At 70.7% G+C, this 18,003-nt stretch carries 13 protein-coding genes; 3 read left to right on the top strand and 10 right to left on the bottom strand.

Going from position 1 to position 18,003, the window contains the following annotated elements; all coding sequences use genetic code 11:
- Positions 1-58 precede the first annotated feature (58 nt).
- Positions 59-925 carry an esterase/lipase family protein gene (locus ACGFMK_RS07255; RefSeq protein ID WP_392759235.1) on the top strand — a complete coding sequence of 289 codons (867 nt, stop codon included), beginning with the start codon at positions 59-61 and terminating at the stop codon, positions 923-925.
- A 90-nt stretch (positions 926-1,015) separates the two neighbouring features.
- Here ACGFMK_RS07255 and ACGFMK_RS07250 read toward each other — a convergent pair whose 3' ends face one another.
- Positions 1,016-4,156 (bottom strand): GH92 family glycosyl hydrolase, encoded by a 3,141-nt coding sequence (locus ACGFMK_RS07250; protein WP_392759234.1) that lies wholly within the window; start codon positions 4,154-4,156, stop codon positions 1,016-1,018.
- Between the two features lie 173 nt (positions 4,157-4,329).
- Here ACGFMK_RS07250 and ACGFMK_RS07245 point away from each other — a divergent pair, with 173 nt between their 5' ends.
- Together ACGFMK_RS07245 and ACGFMK_RS07240 are read left to right on the top strand one after the other, a co-directional pair.
- Positions 4,330-5,025 (top strand): response regulator transcription factor, encoded by a 696-nt coding sequence (locus ACGFMK_RS07245; RefSeq protein WP_392759232.1) that lies wholly within the window; start codon positions 4,330-4,332, stop codon positions 5,023-5,025.
- Positions 5,018-6,784 carry a sensor histidine kinase gene (locus tag ACGFMK_RS07240; protein WP_392759230.1) on the top strand — a complete coding sequence of 589 codons (1,767 nt, stop codon included), beginning with the start codon at positions 5,018-5,020 and terminating at the stop codon, positions 6,782-6,784. Before ACGFMK_RS07245 ends, ACGFMK_RS07240 begins: the two co-directional genes overlap by 8 nt.
- Here ACGFMK_RS07240 and ACGFMK_RS07235 read toward each other — a convergent pair.
- The 9 genes from ACGFMK_RS07235 to ACGFMK_RS07195 all read right to left on the bottom strand — a co-directional run bounded on the left by ACGFMK_RS07235 (position 6,774) and on the right by ACGFMK_RS07195 (position 17,854).
- The gene (locus tag ACGFMK_RS07235; RefSeq protein ID WP_392759229.1) at positions 6,774-7,601 is read right to left on the bottom strand and encodes a carbohydrate ABC transporter permease; all 828 of its coding nucleotides are present in this window, start codon (positions 7,599-7,601) and stop codon (positions 6,774-6,776) included. The two genes, ACGFMK_RS07240 and ACGFMK_RS07235, sit on opposite strands and share 11 nt — an antisense overlap.
- A complete protein-coding gene (locus ACGFMK_RS07230; protein ID WP_392759228.1) occupies positions 7,591-8,475 on the bottom strand; it encodes a carbohydrate ABC transporter permease in 885 nt (294 codons plus the stop codon). The genes ACGFMK_RS07235 and ACGFMK_RS07230 overlap by 11 nt, the downstream gene beginning before the upstream one ends.
- Positions 8,472-9,779: an ABC transporter substrate-binding protein gene (locus ACGFMK_RS07225; protein ID WP_392759226.1), complete on the bottom strand. Its 1,308-nt coding sequence runs from the start codon at positions 9,777-9,779 to the stop codon at positions 8,472-8,474. The genes ACGFMK_RS07230 and ACGFMK_RS07225 overlap by 4 nt, the downstream gene beginning before the upstream one ends.
- 66 nt (positions 9,780-9,845) lie before the next feature.
- Positions 9,846-10,901, bottom strand: a complete 1,056-nt coding sequence (locus ACGFMK_RS07220; RefSeq protein ID WP_392759224.1) for a LacI family DNA-binding transcriptional regulator — start codon at positions 10,899-10,901, stop codon at positions 9,846-9,848.
- Between the two features lie 47 nt (positions 10,902-10,948).
- Positions 10,949-12,571: an FAD-dependent oxidoreductase gene (locus ACGFMK_RS07215; protein WP_392759223.1), complete on the bottom strand. Its 1,623-nt coding sequence runs from the start codon at positions 12,569-12,571 to the stop codon at positions 10,949-10,951.
- A gap of 92 nt (positions 12,572-12,663) precedes the next feature.
- Complete coding sequence (locus tag ACGFMK_RS07210; protein ID WP_392759221.1) at positions 12,664-13,815, bottom strand: 4-hydroxybenzoate 3-monooxygenase; 1,152 nt, start codon at positions 13,813-13,815, stop codon at positions 12,664-12,666.
- Between the two features lie 72 nt (positions 13,816-13,887).
- The gene (locus ACGFMK_RS07205) at positions 13,888-14,631 is read right to left on the bottom strand and encodes an IclR family transcriptional regulator (RefSeq protein ID WP_392759377.1); all 744 of its coding nucleotides are present in this window, start codon (positions 14,629-14,631) and stop codon (positions 13,888-13,890) included.
- Positions 14,632-14,679: 48 nt separating this feature from the next.
- Entirely contained in the window at positions 14,680-16,455 is a 1,776-nt protein-coding gene (locus ACGFMK_RS07200) for a chitinase (protein WP_392759219.1), read from the bottom strand.
- A gap of 841 nt (positions 16,456-17,296) precedes the next feature.
- Entirely contained in the window at positions 17,297-17,854 is a 558-nt protein-coding gene (locus ACGFMK_RS07195; protein WP_392759217.1) for an AAA family ATPase, read from the bottom strand.
- Positions 17,855-18,003: the final 149 nt, after the last annotated feature.

Raw genomic sequence — 18,003 nt, 5'->3', positions numbered from 1 at the left:
ACAGCCTTGATCTTGTGCCTCATGCTGTGCAAAGCAACCAGACGGAAGGGACTTCGCAATGGCGCGGGGAACAAAACGATGGCTGGCCGGGCTCGGGATCGCGGGCCTGCTCGCCCTGGGCGTGGCGGCGCCGGCCCAGGCCGCGACCACGGCCGGTGGCAACAACGACTTCGGCTGCCGCCCGAGCGCCGCGCACCCGAACCCGGTCGTGCTGCTCCACGGCACCTTCGCCACCTACTACGAGGACCTCAACTTCCTGCAGGCCGACCTGGCCGCGCGCGGCTACTGCACGTTCTCGCTGACCTACGGCGCCTACCCGCAGTTCCCGTTCGTGGGCGGGCTCAAGCCGGTCGCGGAGTCGTCACTGGAGATCAAGAACTACGTCGAGAAGGTCCGCGCGGACACCGGCGCGGCGAAGGTCGACGTCGTCGGCCACTCCGAAGGCGGCCTGCAGTCGATCTACCTGGCCAAGATGCAGGGCATCCAGGGTGAGATCGGCAAGGTCGTCGCGATCGCGCCGCCGACGCACGGCGCCAACGCGTCCGGGCTCCTGACGCTGGCCTACACGCTGCTCGGCAAGAGCACGTGGAACAACGTCGTCAAGACGATCGGCCTGCCGATCTTCGCCGACGAGCTGGACGGCGGCGCGGCGATCGTCGCGCTCAACACCGGCCCGGTCGCCCAGCCCGGCATCGACTACACGATCATCACCTCGCGCTACGACGAGCTGGTCACCCCGACCGAAACGTCGTTCATCCGCGAGCCGGGCGTGCACAACAGCTACGTCCAGGACTCGTGCCCGTTCGACCCGGTCGGGCACATCGGCGAGGCCTACGACCTCAACGTCTGGCACCTGGTCCGCAACGCCCTGGACCCGGCGCACGCCGCGCCGATCCGGATCTGCGCCGTGGGCTCCCCCGGCTGACCCGGCCGGCCTCGGCTCAAGTCCGTGAATGTCGCATTGAGGGACTTAGAGTCCCTCAATGCGACATTCACGGACTTCTGACCGGCCTGCTCAGCCGAGGCCGATGGCGAACACGTGCAGGTTCGTGTCCGTCGGGAGCGTGACCGAGGCGATCTGCTTTCCGGCCGGTGCGTCGAACGGCGCCGTCGCGTAGACCGACGCGCCGCCGCCCGGGCCGCCCGGCTGGTTGCGGTGGTCGGCGCGGGCCACCAGCGTGTTGCCGAACACCGGGTCGGTGCCGCCGCCCGGGAAGACCCAGTCGCCGAAGGACAGGTCGGCCTGGCCGGTGGTGCCGTCGGTGAAGGTGACCGTGGCCTTGGCCTGGTGGTCGCCGTTCGACGCCGTGCCGATGAACGACAGCCGCGTCGCCGGGCTCAGCCGGATCGTCTGCCCGGCCGGGACGACGTTGTCCGGACGGCCCGAAGGCGCGGCCGGCCAGGTGAACGTCGTGCCGGCCGCCTGGGCGGGCTTCCCGCCGACCAGGCCCGCCGCGGCCAGGGCCTGCCGGGAGAGGCTGTTCCCGGCGCCGTCGATGTCCGCCGAACCGACGTCACCGTCGTCCGAGATACCGACACCTCTGTACGCCGCCGCGAGCCCGCCCTTCGGCGCGACCAGCACGATGACCGAGCCGGGCACGGACGTCGAGCCGCCCCGGACGGTCACCGGCACCTGGTAATAGCCCTCGGGCGTCCCGGCCGCCACCGAAACCGTCAGCTTCGCCGTGCCGCTGCCGGTCCGGTCGTCGAGCCGGAGCTGCCGCGGCCCGGTGACCGTGAGACCGGCGGGCGCCTTGGTCGTGACGTCCAGGCCGCGGTCGTGCCCGCCGAGCCGCTGCCCGCTCACCGTGACCTCGCCGGACGTGCCCGGCTCGACGACGACCTGGTTGGTCACCGACGCCAGGAAGGGCTTCTCGTTGTCCTGGTAGGACGGTAGGGCCGAGTTCGCCGCCCAGCGCTTGTCCGGAGTGGACTGCAGCGAGAAGTCCAGCCGGGCGCCGTCCCGCGCGGTGTTCGCGGGCAGGTACGTGCGGTCCCAGTCCCGGCCGTTCAGCGACAGGTCGTGGACGTACGGTGTGGTCGCCGAAGCCTTCGGCGCGCGGATGTCGATCGTCCGTCCGTTCGGGAGGGACAGCACCGCGCGCTCGAACAGCGGGCTGTGCACGACCAGGTCCGGCGTGCCCGGCGTCGCCGGGTAGATGCCGAGCGCGGCCCAGACGTACCACGACGACTGCGCGCCGAGGTCGTCGTTGCCCGGCTCGCCGTCCGGGGTCGCGCTGAACAGCGTCGTCGCGATCTCACGGACGACCTGCTGGGTCTTCCACGGCTGCCCGACGTGGTTGTACAGCCACGGGACGCCGAAGTCGGGCTCGTTGCCGGCCCACATGTTCGGCTCGTTCGGGCCGACGTTGAGCTTCTGGAAGAACGTGTCCAACCGCTGGGCGACGGCGGCCGGGCCGCCCATCGCCGTCACCAGGCCAGCCGGGTTCTGCGGCACCAGCCAGGTGTACTGCGCGGCGTTGCCCTCGTCGAAGCCGTCCTGGCCGAACTTGCCGGGCGGCGGCGGCACGTACGCCGGGCCGTCCGGGAAGCGGCCGTCCTGCCCGCGCGGCTGGATGTACCCGGTGAGCGGGTTGAAGATGTTCTGCCAGTTCTGGCCGCGCCGGGTGAACTCACGCGCCACGTCGCGGTCGCCGATGCCCTGCGCGAGCTGCGCGATGGCGAAGTCGTCGATCGCCCATTCCAGGGTGATCGACGCGCCGACGCGGGCGTGGTCACCGCGCGAAGCGTCGTTGTTCGGCAGGTACCCGCGGGCGACGTAGTCCTCGACGCCGCGACGTTCCTGGTACGCGCCGGGCGTGTTGTCCACCGATGTCGCGCCTTTGACCAAGTACTTCAGCGCCGTCTTGACATCGAAGTCACGCGCGCCGAACGCGTAGAGATTGGAGATCAGCGCGACCGAGCTGTCGCCGGTCATCTGACCGGTGTAGTCGTTCGCCATCGGCCAGCGCGGCCACCAGCCGCCCTGCACGGCGTCGTTCGTCAGCGACTGCGCCATGTCGCTGGCTTCCTTCGGGAACAGCATGGCCTGCAGCGGCGCGAGCGAGCGGTAGGTGTCCCAGTCGGAGAAGTTCGCGTACTGGTGCCGCCCCTTCGGCAGCGTGCGGATCTGGTCGTCGAAGCCGATGTAGCGCCCGTCGGCGTCGTCGAACGTGTTCGGGTGCATCAGCGAGTGGTACAGGAAGGTGTAGAACGTCTTGAGCTCGGCCGCATCGCGCCCCGCGACCCGGATCTTGCCCAGCGCCTGCGTCCACTTGTCCCTTGTGGACTTGCGGACGGCGGTGAAGTCGAACCCCGGAACTTCCGCGGCCGCGTTGGCCTTCGCGCCGTCGACGCCCACGTAGGACATCGAGACCTTGGCGTGCACGACGCTCTGCGAACCGAAGGTCAGGTAGGCACCGGCTTTCGGCGAGTCGACGCTGTCGGTGCCCGGCTTCACCGAAGAGCCGTCCCAGGTGCCGTGGGCGGTGAACGGCTGGTCGAAGGTGACGTCGTAGTAGACCGTGTACTTGTTCGGCTTGCCGCAGAAGTTGCCGGTGGTGGCCGAGCCGCTGACCTCGCGGTTGCCGGTGATCTTCAGGTCGGCGTGCGAGTTCCCGGCGAGGCTGGCGCCGCCCTTGACCAGCACCTGCGGGGTGGAACCGGCCGGGAAGGTGAACGCGGCGAGCCCGGTGCGGGTGGTCGCGGTCAGCTCGGCCCGGACCTTCGAGTCCGCGAGCGTCACGGCGTAGTAGCCCGGCTCGGCCTTCTCGTCGTCGTGGGTGAAGTGCGCGGTGCGGTCCCACGGCGCGCTGCCGACGTCGCCGGTGATCGGCAGGATCGGCACGTCACCGAACGCGTTGCAGCCGACCGAGGCGTGGTCGAGGCTGAAACCTCGGATCTGGTCACTGTGGTACTGGTAGCCGGCGTACGCGCCCTGGGTGTCCGGCGAGAACTGCATCATCCCGAACGGCGCCGCCGGGCCGGGGAAGTTGTTGATCTCCCCCACCGAACTGCCGCCGCTGCCGGTCCCGATCAGCGGGTCGACGTACGCCGCCGGGTCGCTGACCAGCGGAGTTCCCGGTGACATCGTTGTCGGCGCCGCCGAAGCGACAGCGGGAACCCCGATCACCGCCGTCGCGACGATCGCTGCCATGAATCTGTATCGCACCGGTGCCCTCCCGCGGCTGCACTGCCTGGACATCCGACCTTTGCCTGCGAGCGACCCCGGGGTCAACACTTTGACAAAGACTTGACCCGTTCCCCCGAGGTGTGAAGATCCGGTCAGGATCGGGTGGTTGCCGTGTCAGGACGCCTACTGTCTACGCCGTGTGCGCACGTGTACTGGTCGCCGAGGACGACGAGAAGCAGGCCGAGGTCCTCCGGCTCTACCTCGAGAGCGAAGGCCACACCGTGGTGCTGGCCCCCGACGGCCGGGCCGCCCTGGACGAAGCCCGCCGCCACCGCCCCGACCTGCTGGTCCTCGACGTCATGATGCCCAAGGTCGACGGCCTCGACGTCTGCCGGATCCTGCGCGGCGAGTCCGACGTCGCGGTCCTGATGCTGACCGCCCGGGCCACCGAGGACGACCTGCTGCTCGGCCTGGACCTCGGCGCGGACGACTACCTGACCAAGCCCTACAGCCCGCGCGAGCTGATGGCGCGCGTCCGCACGCTGCTGCGCCGGACCGCGGGCCGGCGCGAACCACCCGACTCGACGTTGCGCTCAGGCGGGCTGCGGCTCGACCCGCTGCGGCACGAGGTGTCGGTCGACGGCCGCCCGGTGGAGACCACGCCCGGCGAGTTCCTGCTGCTGGAGACGCTGATCAAGCAGCCGGGCCGGGTGTTCACCCGGCGGCAGTTGCTGGAGCTGACCCGCGGCGACGACCGGTTCGTCAGCACCCGGATCATCGACGTCCACGTGCTCAACCTGCGCAAGAAGCTCGAGCCGGACCCGGCGAAGCCGCAGTACCTGCTGACCGTCTTCGGCGTCGGCTACAAGCTCGTCGCCGAGAACAGTGCGTAGGCCGTTCCCCAGGCGGCCCTTCCCGAGACGGCGGAGCCTGGTCCTGCGGCTCTCCGCCGTCTCCCTGCTCATCGCGCTCGGCTCGATCGCCGCGACGGCGTGGCTCGCCGTGCAGACCACCACCCGGGCGATCCAGCAGGAGCAGGGCCAGGCCCTGTCGGACGACGCGACCATCTACACCGAGCTGCTCGGCTTCGCCGCGGTGAACCACACCTGGGACCAGGCCGGGCCGAAGCTGCGGGCGCTGGCCGGCGAGACCGGGCGCCGGATCGTCGTGACGACGGTCGACCGGCGGGTGCTCGCCGACTCCGGTGGCTCGCCGGTCACGCTGCCGGTGAAGGCGAGCGCGTCGGTGGACCCGCTGCACGTGGACCCGGTGCTGATGCCGGGCGCCGGGACCAGCGGCATCGACCCGCGCGCGGTCGGGCCGTTCCGGCTGTCGCCCCGCGAACACGAGGACCTCGCCTCCCTGGCCAAGAAGGCGGTCCAGTGCCTCGACGACATGGGCCTGCGCAGCGAGGTGCAGGACTCGCCGAGCGGCCGGCCCCAGATCAGCGCGCCCGACCCGATCACCGCCCGCTACTTCGCGGCCAAGTGCGGGTTCTACGAGCTCGCGGACCCCACGCCGACCGAGCAGGCCGCGCTCACCAGCCTCAACGACGCCGTGAACACCTGCCTCCAGCGCCGGGGTTCGGGCGAGGTGAAGCTCACCCTCGACTTCGAGGCGCTCGGCGCCCCCGACCAGGGCCCGGCCGGCGCCTGTATCGACACGTCGCGGCGTGAGCAGCTCGCCCCGTACGTCGCACCGGCCGCGCTGCTGTTCACGCTCGGGCCCGGCGACTCACCGGTGCCGACGTTCACCCTCTCGCGGGAGAACCTGACGCGGATCCTGGCGGTGACCGGCGGGGTGCTGGCGCTGGCCGTGGCGATCACCGTGCTGGTCTCGACCCGGCTGTCCCGCCCGCTGCGCGCGCTGACCGAAGCGGCCGAGCAGGACCGGCCGGCGCCGGTGAAGTCCCGCGACGAGGTCGGGTACCTCGCCACCGCGTTCAACGACCTCACCGCGCGCCGCGAACGCATCGAGGAGCAGCGCAAGGCGATGGTCAGCGACATCGCGCACGAGCTGCGCAACCCGCTCAACGTCATCCGCGGCCGGCTGGAGGCCGCCGAAGACGGGCACCTGCCGTTCGACCGGGCCCTGTCGGCGTCCCTGCTCGAGGAAACCGTGCTGCTGCAGCACATCGTCGAGGACCTGCAGGACCTGGCCGCGGCCGACGCCGGGCACCTGCGGCTGTTCCCGGAGACCGTCGACGCGGCCGAGCTGGCCGGCCAGGTCACGGCGGCGCACGCCGACCGGGCCGCCGCGGCCGGCGTCACGCTGAGCGTCGAGGCGGCCGGAGAGGCCCGGCTGACGGCCGACCCGGTCCGCCTCCGCCAGGTGATGGGCAACCTGGTGGGCAACGCGATCCGGCACACCCCGGCCGGCGGCCGCGTCACGATCCACGTCTCGTCCACTGTGGACGAGGTGGTGCTCGCGGTCGCGGACACCGGCACCGGGATCGCGCCCGAGCACCTGCCGCACGTGTTCGACCGGTTCTGGCGAGCGGAGAAGTCCCGTAGCCGCCAGACCGGCGGCAGCGGGCTCGGCCTGGCCATCGTGCGCCACCTCGTGCAGGCCCACGGCGGCACCATCGACGTCGAGTCCGAAGTGGACATGGGGTCGACGTTCACCGTCCGGCTGCCGAAAGCTAACCCTTGAGGCCGCTTTGGGCGAGCCCTTCGACGAACTGGCGTTGCGCGACGATGAAGACCAGCAGCACCGGCACGACCGTGGTGGTCGCGGCGGCGAGCTGGACGTTCCAGAGGTGGCCGCCGTAGACGTCGACGTACTGCGTCAGCGCCACCGGCAGCGTGAACTTGTCCTTGTCGGTCAGGTAGACCAGCGGTTCCAGGAAGAAGTTCCACGTGTTGAGGAAGGTGAAGATCGCCACCGCGGCCAGCGCGGGTTTGGCGATCGGCAGGGCGACGCGCCGGTAGAGCCCGAAGCGGGACAGGCCGTCGAGCCGGCCCGCCTCCTCCAGCTCGCCCGGGATCGTGATGAAGAACTGCCGCATCACGAACGTCGCGAGCACGCTGGGCGCGCCGAAGATCGGCACGACGATCAGCGGCCAGTGCGTGTTCGTCAGGCCGAGGTCGTCGACCACCCGGAACAGCGGGATGATCGTGACCTCGCTCGGCACCATCAGCCCGATCAGGATCAGCCCGAAGAACTTCTCGCCGCGGAACCGGATGCGGGCGAACGCGTACCCGGCGAGTGACGAGAAGAACATCGTGCCCAGGGTGACGAGCACCGCAATGTAGAGGCTGTTGAAGTACTGCTGCGCCAACGGGAAGTCGGTGAACGCGGTCTTGTAGTTCTCCCACTGCGGCTGGCTCGGGAACAGCTTCGGCGGGTACGCCAGGACTTCGTTGGCCGGCAGCAGCGACGCCGTGATCATCCACCAGGTGGGGAACACGAACGGCACCGCCAGCACGACCATCACGGCGTAGCAGGCGATCTTGGCCCTACGACTCATGGAACACCCACCGCCTCCGCATCCGCCACTGCAGCAGCGTCAGCACCAGGATCACCACGAACAGCACCACGGCGAGCGCCGCGCCGTAGCCGAGGTCGTGGTTGGCGAAGGCCTGCTGGTAGAAGTAGAAGACCAGGACGTTGGTGCTGTCCGCCGGCCCGCCGAGGGTCAGCACCTGGATCTGCGCGAACACCTGCAGCGCGCCGGCGACGGTGATGATCGCGGTGAGCAGGGTGGTCGGGCTGATCATCGGCAGGATCACCGAACGGAACCGCCGCCACGGACCGGCACCGTCCAAGTGCGACGCCTCCATGATGGACGCCGGGATCCCTTGTAGCGCCGCGAGGAACAGCACCATGTTGAGCCCGACGTTCTTCAGCACCTGCACCACGATCACCGACAGCATCGCGGTGCCGTTGCCCCGCAGCCAGTTCGGCCCGTCGATCCCGATCGTCTGCAGCAGCGCGTTGATCCCGCCGTTGTCCTGCAGCAGGAAGTTCCACACGATCGTCCACGCGACGAGCGTGATGACCACCGGCGAGAAGAAGACCGTCCGGAACACCGTGGTGCCGCGCAGCTTCAGGTTGAGCAGCAACGCGAGCGAGAGCGCCAGCACGAGGTTCAGCACGACCAGGCCGACGCAGAAGATCGCCGTCGCGCGGGCGACCTTCGGCGCGACCGGGTCGTCGAGCAGCTGCGCGTAGTTGTCCGCCCCGGCGAACGACGACGTCCCGGCCAGCAGGTTGACGTCCTGGAAGCTGTACCAGACCACCGCCGCCAGCGGCGCCACGACGAAAGCGAGGAAGCCGAGGGCCTGCGGGGCGATGAAGAGCCACCCCGCCAGCTCGTCTCGCCGTTTGGCCGTCAGCGTCACCGGCTCAGCACCGGGTCGATGGCTTGGCACACCCCGGCGAGCGCGGCGGGCACGTTCGCGTCCGGCTTCCACATCGGGTCCAAAGCGGACTGGACGAGGGAGGCGATCCGCGCGCTGCCGGTGTGCGACGGCAGCACGGAACCGGTCTTGATCCCGTTGACCACGACGTTCTGCAGCTGTTCCTGGCTGAACAACGGGTTCGCCTTCGCCAGGGTGGCCGCGTTGATCAGGCTGTCGCGGGCCGGCGGGAAGTACTGGCCGAGCTTCGCCGAGTTGGCCGGGTCGGTGAAGAACGCCAGGAAGTCCGCGGCGGCCTTGGCGTGCTTGCCCTTGACCGGAACGCCGATCCCGGCCTGGCCGATGACCTGAGCGTTCGCCTTCGGTCCGGCCGGCAGCGGGACGATGCCCCAGTCGAAGGGCTTGGCCTTGAGCAGCCCGGCGCGGCTGATCTGGGCGATGGTCAGGCCCGACTCGCCGGCGAAGAAGTCCGCGGTCGTGCCCGGGCCGGGCAGCGCCTTGTCGGTGAAGATCGCCTGGTGCAGGAAGGTCATCGCGGACGTCATCTCCGGCGTCGCGAACCCGCAGGTCTTGCCGTCCGGCCCCCAGGCGTCGGCGCCGAAGCCGCGCCACACCGACGCGAGCAGCACCCACTGCTTGTACTCGAACTCACGGACCACCAGCCCGGCCTTGCCGGTGTCGCGCGCGGCGACCTGGGTGGCGATCTGCTTCGCGGCGTCCCAGGTCCACCGTCCATTCGCGAGCAGCTGGTCCGGGGTTTCGGTGATTCCCGCCTGGGTGAGCAGGTTCTTGTTGTAGAACATGCCGAACGGCGACGTCGAGAACGGGTAGGCGAAGAGACTGTCGTCCTTGGTCCACAGTTTCGTGGCGGACGGGACCAGTTCGCCGACGTTGTACCCCGCGGTCGCGGACAGCGTGGGCTTGAGGTCGGTGAGGGCGCCGGACTGGACGAAGTCCGGGGCGTCGCGCTCGAGGATCCAGGCGAGGTCGGGCGGGTTGCCGCCGGACAGCTGGGTGGTCAGCGCGGCCGAGTACGCGCTCGTGTCACCCGGGACGACGTCGAACTTCACCGACGCGACCTCGGGGTGTGACTTGCGGTACTCGGTGGCGATGGCGTCGAAGAGGGCGAGCTGGTTCTTGTCCGTCGTCCAGACCGTCATGCGCAGTGCGATGTTCGTGTCGTCGCCGGCGCCGCCCGAGCAGGCGGCCGAAGCCACCGCGACGGCGGACAACGCCGCGGCGATGAACAGCCGGGCTCGACGGCGGGCCACTCGTTGGTAGGCCACAGTGCCTCCTGGTTATTCGAATTAGCAGCGAAGGTAGACGTCTCGTTCGGCAGCTGTCAACAGTGGTCAGCGAGTGTGCACTGTGGAGGGTGCCGCCGCGGTGGCGCCCTCGTGGAACGTGCACGGCAACAGCAGTTGCCGGGGCTTCGGATCCGCCAGCAGCTCGACCAGGACGCGCACCGCGTGCACACCCATTTCGTGGCGCGGGATGCGGAACATCGACCAGTCGGTGGGCGTGCTCGGCACCGCGTGCGCCGACGGCTGCTGCGTCGGGTCGGCGTCACCCAGCACGACGAGCGAGAGGTCGTCGGGCACGCGCACGCCGAGGTCGTCCGCGTACGCCAGGATGCCGTCGGCCATCGCCGAGCTTTCGACGAGCAGCGCGGTGACCCCCTCGTCGAGCGCCTGCCGCAGCGCGAGGGCCGGGTCGTCGGCGAGGAACACCAGCGGCGGACGGCGGTGCTTGCGCGCCGCGGCTTCGTAGCCGGAGCGCCGGTCGAGCGTCGGCTCGTTCTCTTCGGTGACGCTCAGCAGGCCGATCTTGCGGTGCCCGAGCCGCCACAGCCACTCGTGGACCTCACGGGTGGCCGCGACGTAGTCGGCGCCGACGTAGCTGATCGGCCCGGTCGGCGACTCGCGGCGGCCGACGAACACGAACGGGAACTGCTCCTCGACGAGCTGCGCGAGCTCCTGCGGGTCGTTGTGCCGGCCGAGCAGGATCGAGCCGTCGGCGATGCGCAGCCGGTTCGTGCCCTGGTCGTAGATGCGGCGGCGCCCGTCGCGGCGGCCACCGCTGGTGAACAGCAGCAGGTCGAAGCCCTGGGCCTCGGCCTCCTCCTCGATGCCGAGCAGGAACGGCCGGTAGAAGTCGGCCACGCCGGACGGGAACACCGACTCGTAGGTGAACACGCCGAGGATCTGGTTGGACTTGCCGCGCAGGCGCCGGCCCATGATGTCCACGGTGTACCCGGTCTCGCGGAGCACCTGCTGCACGCGTTCGCGGGTCTCGGGGGTGATGCGCAGGCTGTCGGAGCCGTTCAGGACCATCGAGACGACGGCCTGCGAGACGCCGGCCAGGCGTGCCACCTGTGCCTGCGTGACCCGGCCCGAACCCGCCGTCATCGATGACTCCCTCCAGCGCGACTCCCGCGGACCTTACAGGTGGCATTTCAGTACCCCCGCACTTCCGGCCACCGGCGCTCCACGCCGGCGGCGTCCAGCTCGCGCGCGAACTCCTCGAAGAGCCGGCCGTCGGCCTGCACGGCCCGCGGCTCGACACCCTCGCGCACGGCGAACGCGGCGAGCAACCCCGCGACCTCCCCGATGTTCCACTCGACCGGGTGCAGCCGGAAGCAGCCGTTGGTGATGTGCGTGGTGCCGATGTTCTTGCCCGCGGGCAGCAGGTTGGTCACCCGGACGGGCAGCAGCGCGCCGAGCGGGATTTCGTACGGCACGCTCGCGACGTCGATGTAGTTGTCCCCGCCGGTCGAGGGGTGCAGGTCGATGCGGTAGCTCCCGACCCCGACGGCGTCCGCGCGCCGCACCCGGCCGTCGACGCCGAGGATCTCCGCCGAGACGTCGTGCTCGGTAACGGTGGTGACGGCCTTGATGCGCCGCGCTTCCCGGACGTACGCCGACTTCGCGAGGCCGTCGCGGGTGCCGGTGACGTCGGGCCGCAGCTTGAGGCCGGGGAAGCCGGTGCCGCCGTCCGCGCGGGGCGCTTCGGTCTGCAGCCAGTACAGGACGGACAGGCTGAGCTGCTTGGCTTCGTGGTGGGCTTCGGCTACTTCCGCCTCGGTGGCATGGCCGGGGATGGTCAACGCGGGCTTGAGCCAGTAGTCGTTGAGCGGCCAGTTGACCAGGGTGACGTCGGAGTCGAAGGCGCCGTCGGTGTGCAGGCCGCGGGCGAGGATGCGGCGGAAGGCCCAGAGTTCCTTGTCCCCCGCGTCCGCGCTCTGGTCGGCACTGACGGACAGGGGGTCGTCGGCCGGGTTCGGTACGAAGGTGCGCTTGACCGGCTCGAGCGTCCGCGGGTCCGGGGCGACGAAGCCGAGCAGCGGGCCGGGCCAGAAGCCCGGCTGGTAGTCGCGCCAGAAGCCGTACATCCCGGGGCGGTCGATGACGTGGTGCTCGCCCTCGTGGTGCGAAACGGCGAAGCAGTAGGTGATCCCCTGCAGGTTGGCGGGATCGGCTTCCGCCGGGGCGTGCGGTTCGCCGTGCTCGCTCCGGGCTTCGGCCCCGGTGACGTGCTCGGTGCCGGTGAGCGGCAGCAGGTCGCTGTCCTCGGTGGCGTCGAGGACGTACTGGGCTTTGACGGTCACCCGCTCGCCTCGGTGGTCCTCGAGGGTCACGGCGTCGACCCGGTCGCCGCTGGTCACGGCGTCGACCGGCCGGTGTTCGAGCAGGACGCGGATCCGCCCGGCGCTGACGTGCGGCGCGAGCAGGCTCTCGACGACGGCGAGCGCGACGCGCGGTTCGTGGCAGAGCTTGCTGACCTTCCCGGCCCCGGGGTTCAGCTCGGCCTGCCGCGCGGCTTCGGCCCGCAGCGGGTAGTGGCGGCGGTAGTAACCGCGGATGCCTTCCCGCAGCTCACGGTAGGTGCGGGTGGACCCGAACCGTTCGATCCAGGGGTTCTCGTCGGGCGGCACGGCTTGGGCGGTCAGCTGCCCGCCGAGCCAGTCGGTCGCCTCGGTGAGCACCACGCGACGCCCGGCCTTGGCGGCGGCGAGAGCCGCGGCGACCCCGCCGAGGCCGCCGCCGACCACCAGAATCTCCGTGTCCAGTTCCCTCATGAACCCTTCCCGATCTCGCCACCCTGCCGGAGTAATACGAATTACTCAGGGCATAGTGCGGGAGCCGGGGCCGTGCGTCAAGGATGCGTGGTCTACAGCGGGAGGCCCGCGTAGTTGTTGGCCAGCTCGGTCGCCGCGGCTTCCGACGTCACCGTGCGCTGGAGCTGGGAGAGCTGGAGCTGCGCGTCGAAGTCGTCGCCGTGGCGGTGGAGCATCGACGTCATCCACCACGAGAAGTGCGTGCAGCGCCAGACCCGCCGCAACGCCGTCTCCGAGTAGGCGTCGACAAGGCGGTCATCCCCCCGGAAGGCCGCCGTGAGCGCCGTCGAAAGCAGCGCGACGTCGGCCACCGCGAGGTTCAGCCCCTTGGCGCCCGTCGGCGGGACGATGTGGGCCGCATCCCCGGCCAGGTAGAGGTTTCCGTGCCGCATCGGGGTCGTCACGAAGCTGCGCATCGGCAGCACGCTCTTCTCCGTGATCGGGCCGGTGTGCAGCGTCCAGCCCGGGACGCCGAGGCGCTCGGCGAGCGCCGTCCAGATCCGGTCGTCGCTCCACTGCGCGATGTCCTCGTCCGGCGCCACTTGGAGGTAGAACCGGCTGACGTGCGGCGAACGCATGCTGTGCATGGCGAACCCGTCCGGGTGCCAGGCGTAGATCAGCTCGTCCGTCGACGGCGCGACGTCGGCCAGCACCCCCAGCCACGCGAACGGATAAGCCCGCTCCCACACCTGCTGCCGCGGCACGAAAGAGCGGCTCGGCCCGTGGAACCCGTCGCAGCCGACGACGACGTCGGCGTCGATCCGCTGCGCGCGGCCGTCACCGTCCACAAAGGTCACGAACGGCGACTCCGTGACGTCGTGCAGCTCGACGTCGGAAGCGGAGTAGAACGCCGCCCGCCCGGCCTTCTCCCGCGCCGCCATCAGGTCCTTGGTCACCTCGGTCTGGCCGTAGACCGTCACCGACCGGCCGGTGAGGTCGACGAAGTCCAGGTGGTGCCGGTTTCCCGGCCACTGCAGGTGGATCCCGCGGTGTTCCATGCCCTCCGCGTCGAGCCGGTCGCCGAGGCCGGTGTCGCGGAGCAGCTCGACCGTGCCCGCTTCGAGGATGCCCGCGCGGATGCGGGCCTGGACGTACTCCGGGGTCTGCCGTTCGAGCAGCACCGAGTCGATGCCCTCGAGGCCGAGCAGGTGGGACAGCAGCAGCCCGGCCGGGCCGGCGCCGACGATGACGACCTGGGTGCGCACGCGGAACATCCTTTCGGTGACCGAACCCCGAGGATGACGCCGACCGTGCGCCCTGCACCAGGGGATTCTCATTCAATGAGAGATTGTCCGCGAGATCCCGCGAGCCGCGGCCAGCAGGGCCGGGAGCTGCATCCGCGCGCCGCGGTCGTTGGGCACGATCACCGACAGGGCCGCGACGACGTCGCCGTCCGGACCCCGCAGCGGCACCGCGATGCCGGTCGTCTCCTCGTCGATGAAACCCGCGCAGTACGCGTAGCCGTCGCGGCGGACGTCGGCGAGGAACCGCCGCAGCCGGGCCGGTTCGGTGAGCTTGGTGCGGCGGAAGGCTTCGAGGGGCGAAGCCAGCACCTGTTCCTGCAGTTCGAAGGGCGCGTGCGCCAGCAGCACCAGCCCGGACGACGACGCGTGCAGCGGCAGCCGCCCGGCCACCCGCGTCACGTTGACGATCGCGCCGGGCGCCGAAAGCCGTTCGACGAACAGCACCTCGCGGTCCTCCAGCACCGCGAGCTGCGTGTGGTGCCCGACGACGGCGTGCAGGTCCTCCATGAACGGCAGTGCCGCCTCCCGCAGCCCGAGCGTCGGCGACGCGCGGGACGCCAGCTCCCACAATCGGACACCCACCCGGACCTTCCGGTCGGGATCACGCCGCAGCCAGCCGTGCCCGACCAGCTCGTCGATCAGCCGCGACGCCGTCGCGACGTGCAGGTCCGCGCGCCGCGCGACGTCGGACACCCGCAGGGCCGGGGTGTCCGGCCCGAACGTCTCGAAGATGCGGACGACGCGCGACAGCACGGACTCGCCATGGGTCAGTTTCACCACCTCAGGCAGTGTGCCCCACCCGGAGGCGGGGCACACCGCGAGGCGTCACGGCAGGGCGTTCAGGAACGGCTCGTGGTTGTTCTGGAACTCCCAGTTGTAGTACTTGTCCCAGTTGATCGACCACGTCATCAGCCCGCGCAGCGCCGGCGACGCGCCGCCGCGCAGCGTGTACGAGCCGCAGCCGGTGCCCTTGGCCAGGCAGGTCACCGCCGTCTGGACGACGGACGGCGCGAGGTAGCCGTTGCCGGCGCTGACCGCCGCCGGCAGCCCGACCGCGATCTGGTCCGGCCGCAGGCCCGGGAAGAACTGGCCGGTGTTCGCGACGCCGAAACCGGCCTTGAGCATGTCGCCCATCGCGATCGGGAAGTCCGCCGCGCCCATGGTGTGGTACTGGTTGTCCAGCCCCATGACCGGGCCGGAGTTGTAGTCCTGGACGTGCAGCACGGTCAGCGAGTCGCGCAGCGCGTCGATCACCGGCAGGTAGGCGCCGGTCCGCGCGTCGCCGCCGCCCGAGCCACCGTAGAACTGGTAGCCGACCTGCACGAAGAACGTCTCCGGCGCCATCGTCAGCACGAAACCCGCGCCGTACTTGGCCTTCAGCGTCTTCAGCGCGGAGATCAGGTTGACGATCACCGGTGTGGTCGGGTTGCGGAAGTCGGTGTCGCCGGGGTTGAGCGACAGCGAGTGGCCCTCGAAGTCGACGTCGAGGCCGTTGAGCCCCCACTTGTCGATGATCGCCGAGACGGAGCTGACGAAGGCGTCGCGCGCGGCGGTCGTGGTCAGCTGGACCTGGCCGTTCTGGCCGCCGATGGAGATCAGCACCTTCTTGCCCTGCGCCTGCTTCGCGCGGATCGCGGCGATGAAGTCGGCGTCGCTCTCGACGTTCGGGCACTCGGCGACCGAGCAGCGGTTGAAGCGGATGTCGCCGGACGTCACCGACGTCGGCTCACCGAAGGAGAGGTCGATGATGTCCCAGGCCGCGGGGACGTCGGCCATCCGCACGTACCCGGAGCCGTTCGCGAAACTCGAGTGCAGGTAACCGATCAGGGAGTGCTTCGGCAGGCCGGTGTCGACGCAGCCGGTGGTGCTGCCGGTGGCCGCGGCGCTGCGCGGTGATTCGCCGGCGGTGTTGTAGGCGGCGACGGTGTAGCTGTGCGTCGAGCAGGCGGCGAGGCCGGTGAGGGTGGTGCTCGTGCCGGTGACGGTCGTGCGCAGCGTGCTGCCCTCGTAGACCCGGTAGCCGGTCACGGTGCCGGCGCTCGCACCCCAGCTCAGGGCGATCGAGGAGTTCGTGACGGCGCCGAGTGCCGGGGTCCCGGGCGCACCGGGCGTGCCGGGGGTGCTGCCACCGGGCCCGTCGAGCACGACGTCGTCGGCGTAGTAGGTGCCGGCGCCGTACCAGCCGTGCAGGTAGAGCTGGGCCGACGTCTGGCTCGCGGTGGTGGTGAAGGACAGCGAAAGCTGGTTGTAGGCGCCGGCGTTGCCCGACCAGGTCGACGCGCCGCCGGTGATACCCAGGTAGACGGGGTTGCCGCGGACCCACGCGGACACGGTGTAGGTCGTGTTCGGCAGGACGGACACGGCCTGCGCGCACTGCGCGTAGTCGGAGCCGGCCGGGGTGGCGGCGAGCGCGTACCCGCCGGAGTGCACGGGGGTCGTCACGGCCGTGCCACCGGAGCACGTCCAGCCGGAAAGCGAACCGGCCTCGAAACCGGGATTGGTGAGCAGGTTGGCCGCGTCGGCGGTGCTTCCGCCGGCCACCAGGCCGGAGAGCGCCAGCGCGAAGGCGGCGAGTGCAACGGAGAATCTGGAACGCCTCATCGGGTCCTCCAGTGGGGACGCGGTCGCACCGCGGAGACCTGTATTGTCTAGACCAATAGGTAAAATGTCCAGACCAACGGCAGGGCGCGGGCGTGCTCCAGCGAGCCTGGACGCAGCGCGGCCCGGGGCAGCACTCCGGCGCCGGCCTTGGCGACCACCCAGACACCGCGCCACCCGGGGCGGCAGCCCGTCCGGCAACCGTGCGAATTCCCGGGCGGCGGGCACCCACCCGGTCGACGCCCCACGCTCCCGAGTCCGCACCCGCGCCCCACCCGGCCGGCCACATCACCCCTGCACCACTCGGAGCCCACCGCCCGGTCGACCACCCGGACCCACACCACCCGGCCCACAGCCCGGTATCTGCCCGGTCGACCACATCAACCCTGCGCTCGGAGCCAGAGCCCGGCATCTGCCTGACCACCCGCACCCGCGCCACCCGGGCCACAGCCCAGCATCCGCCCGGTCGACACATCGACCCCGCGCCACCCGGGACCACATCCAGTCCGAATCTCACATCACCCGGGGCCGCACCCCAGCACCCGCGGAGCCGAGACCACCCAGGGCCACACCGCCCGACATCCGCCCGATCGACCACCCGCACCCGCGCCACCCAGGACCACACCCGGCCCGAACCTCGCATCACCCGCGGCCGCACCCCAGCACCCGCGGACCCCCAGACCACCCAGACCCACACCACCCGAGGCCACAGCCCAACATCCACCCGATCAACCACCCGCACCCGCACCACCCAGGACCACACCCGGCCCGAATCTCACATCACCCGGGGCCGCACCCCAGCACCCTCGGAGCCGAGACCGCCCGGACCCCCGCGCAGCACCCCTCAGCAGCCGACCAGCAACCGCGCCACCAGCCTCGTGCGGCGCGCCCCGGCGCGGTCGATCACCCGGACGCTCCGCCACCCCGGCGGCACCTGCTCGGCGAGCAGTTCCTCCCGCCACTTCCCCGTGCGCCGGACGTGCCGCTCGAACGACCGCGGCCGCACCATCCGGCCGCGGCTGCGCTGGCCCGCCAGGGCCTGCTCGGCCGTGGCGTCGAGGAACAACAGCCGCATTGAACGGCCCGTCAGCCTGCCGACCAAGGCCAGCAGGGCGCGGGTCGACGCCCGGGTTGACGGCTCGTGGACCACCAGCGGGCCGTCGGCCGAGATGGCCCGCCCGACGATCCGCAGCCGGTGGCCCGCGTGCACCAGCGGGCGGTACCAGCGGTACGGCACCGCCTCCGGCAGGACCGTCGCCAGCCTCGCCCGGACCTGGTCGGAGTCGAGCACCGGGAGGCCCGCCGCCGCGTGGCGGAGCATCGTGGTCTTGCCCGCGCCGGGCAGCCCGGCGACGACGAGCAGGTCACGCGGTCCGAGCTCGATGACAGTGGGCTCGTTCATGCCCCTGACAACGCCCCGCCGAAGGTAATGGTTCCTTTACTTTCAGCTCACAGAAAGTGACACCGAAGGTGACCGTCCGCACCCGGTGGGGCAACACCACTCCGAGGTGGGACCGGTTCTCACGTGCCGTGTCCACCTTCACCCACTCG

It is taken from the genome of Amycolatopsis sp. NPDC049252 (assembly GCF_043197175.1).
In the GTDB taxonomy this organism is placed as follows: domain Bacteria; phylum Actinomycetota; class Actinomycetes; order Mycobacteriales; family Pseudonocardiaceae; genus Amycolatopsis.
This window is presented reverse-complemented; position numbering and strand designations above follow the sequence as displayed.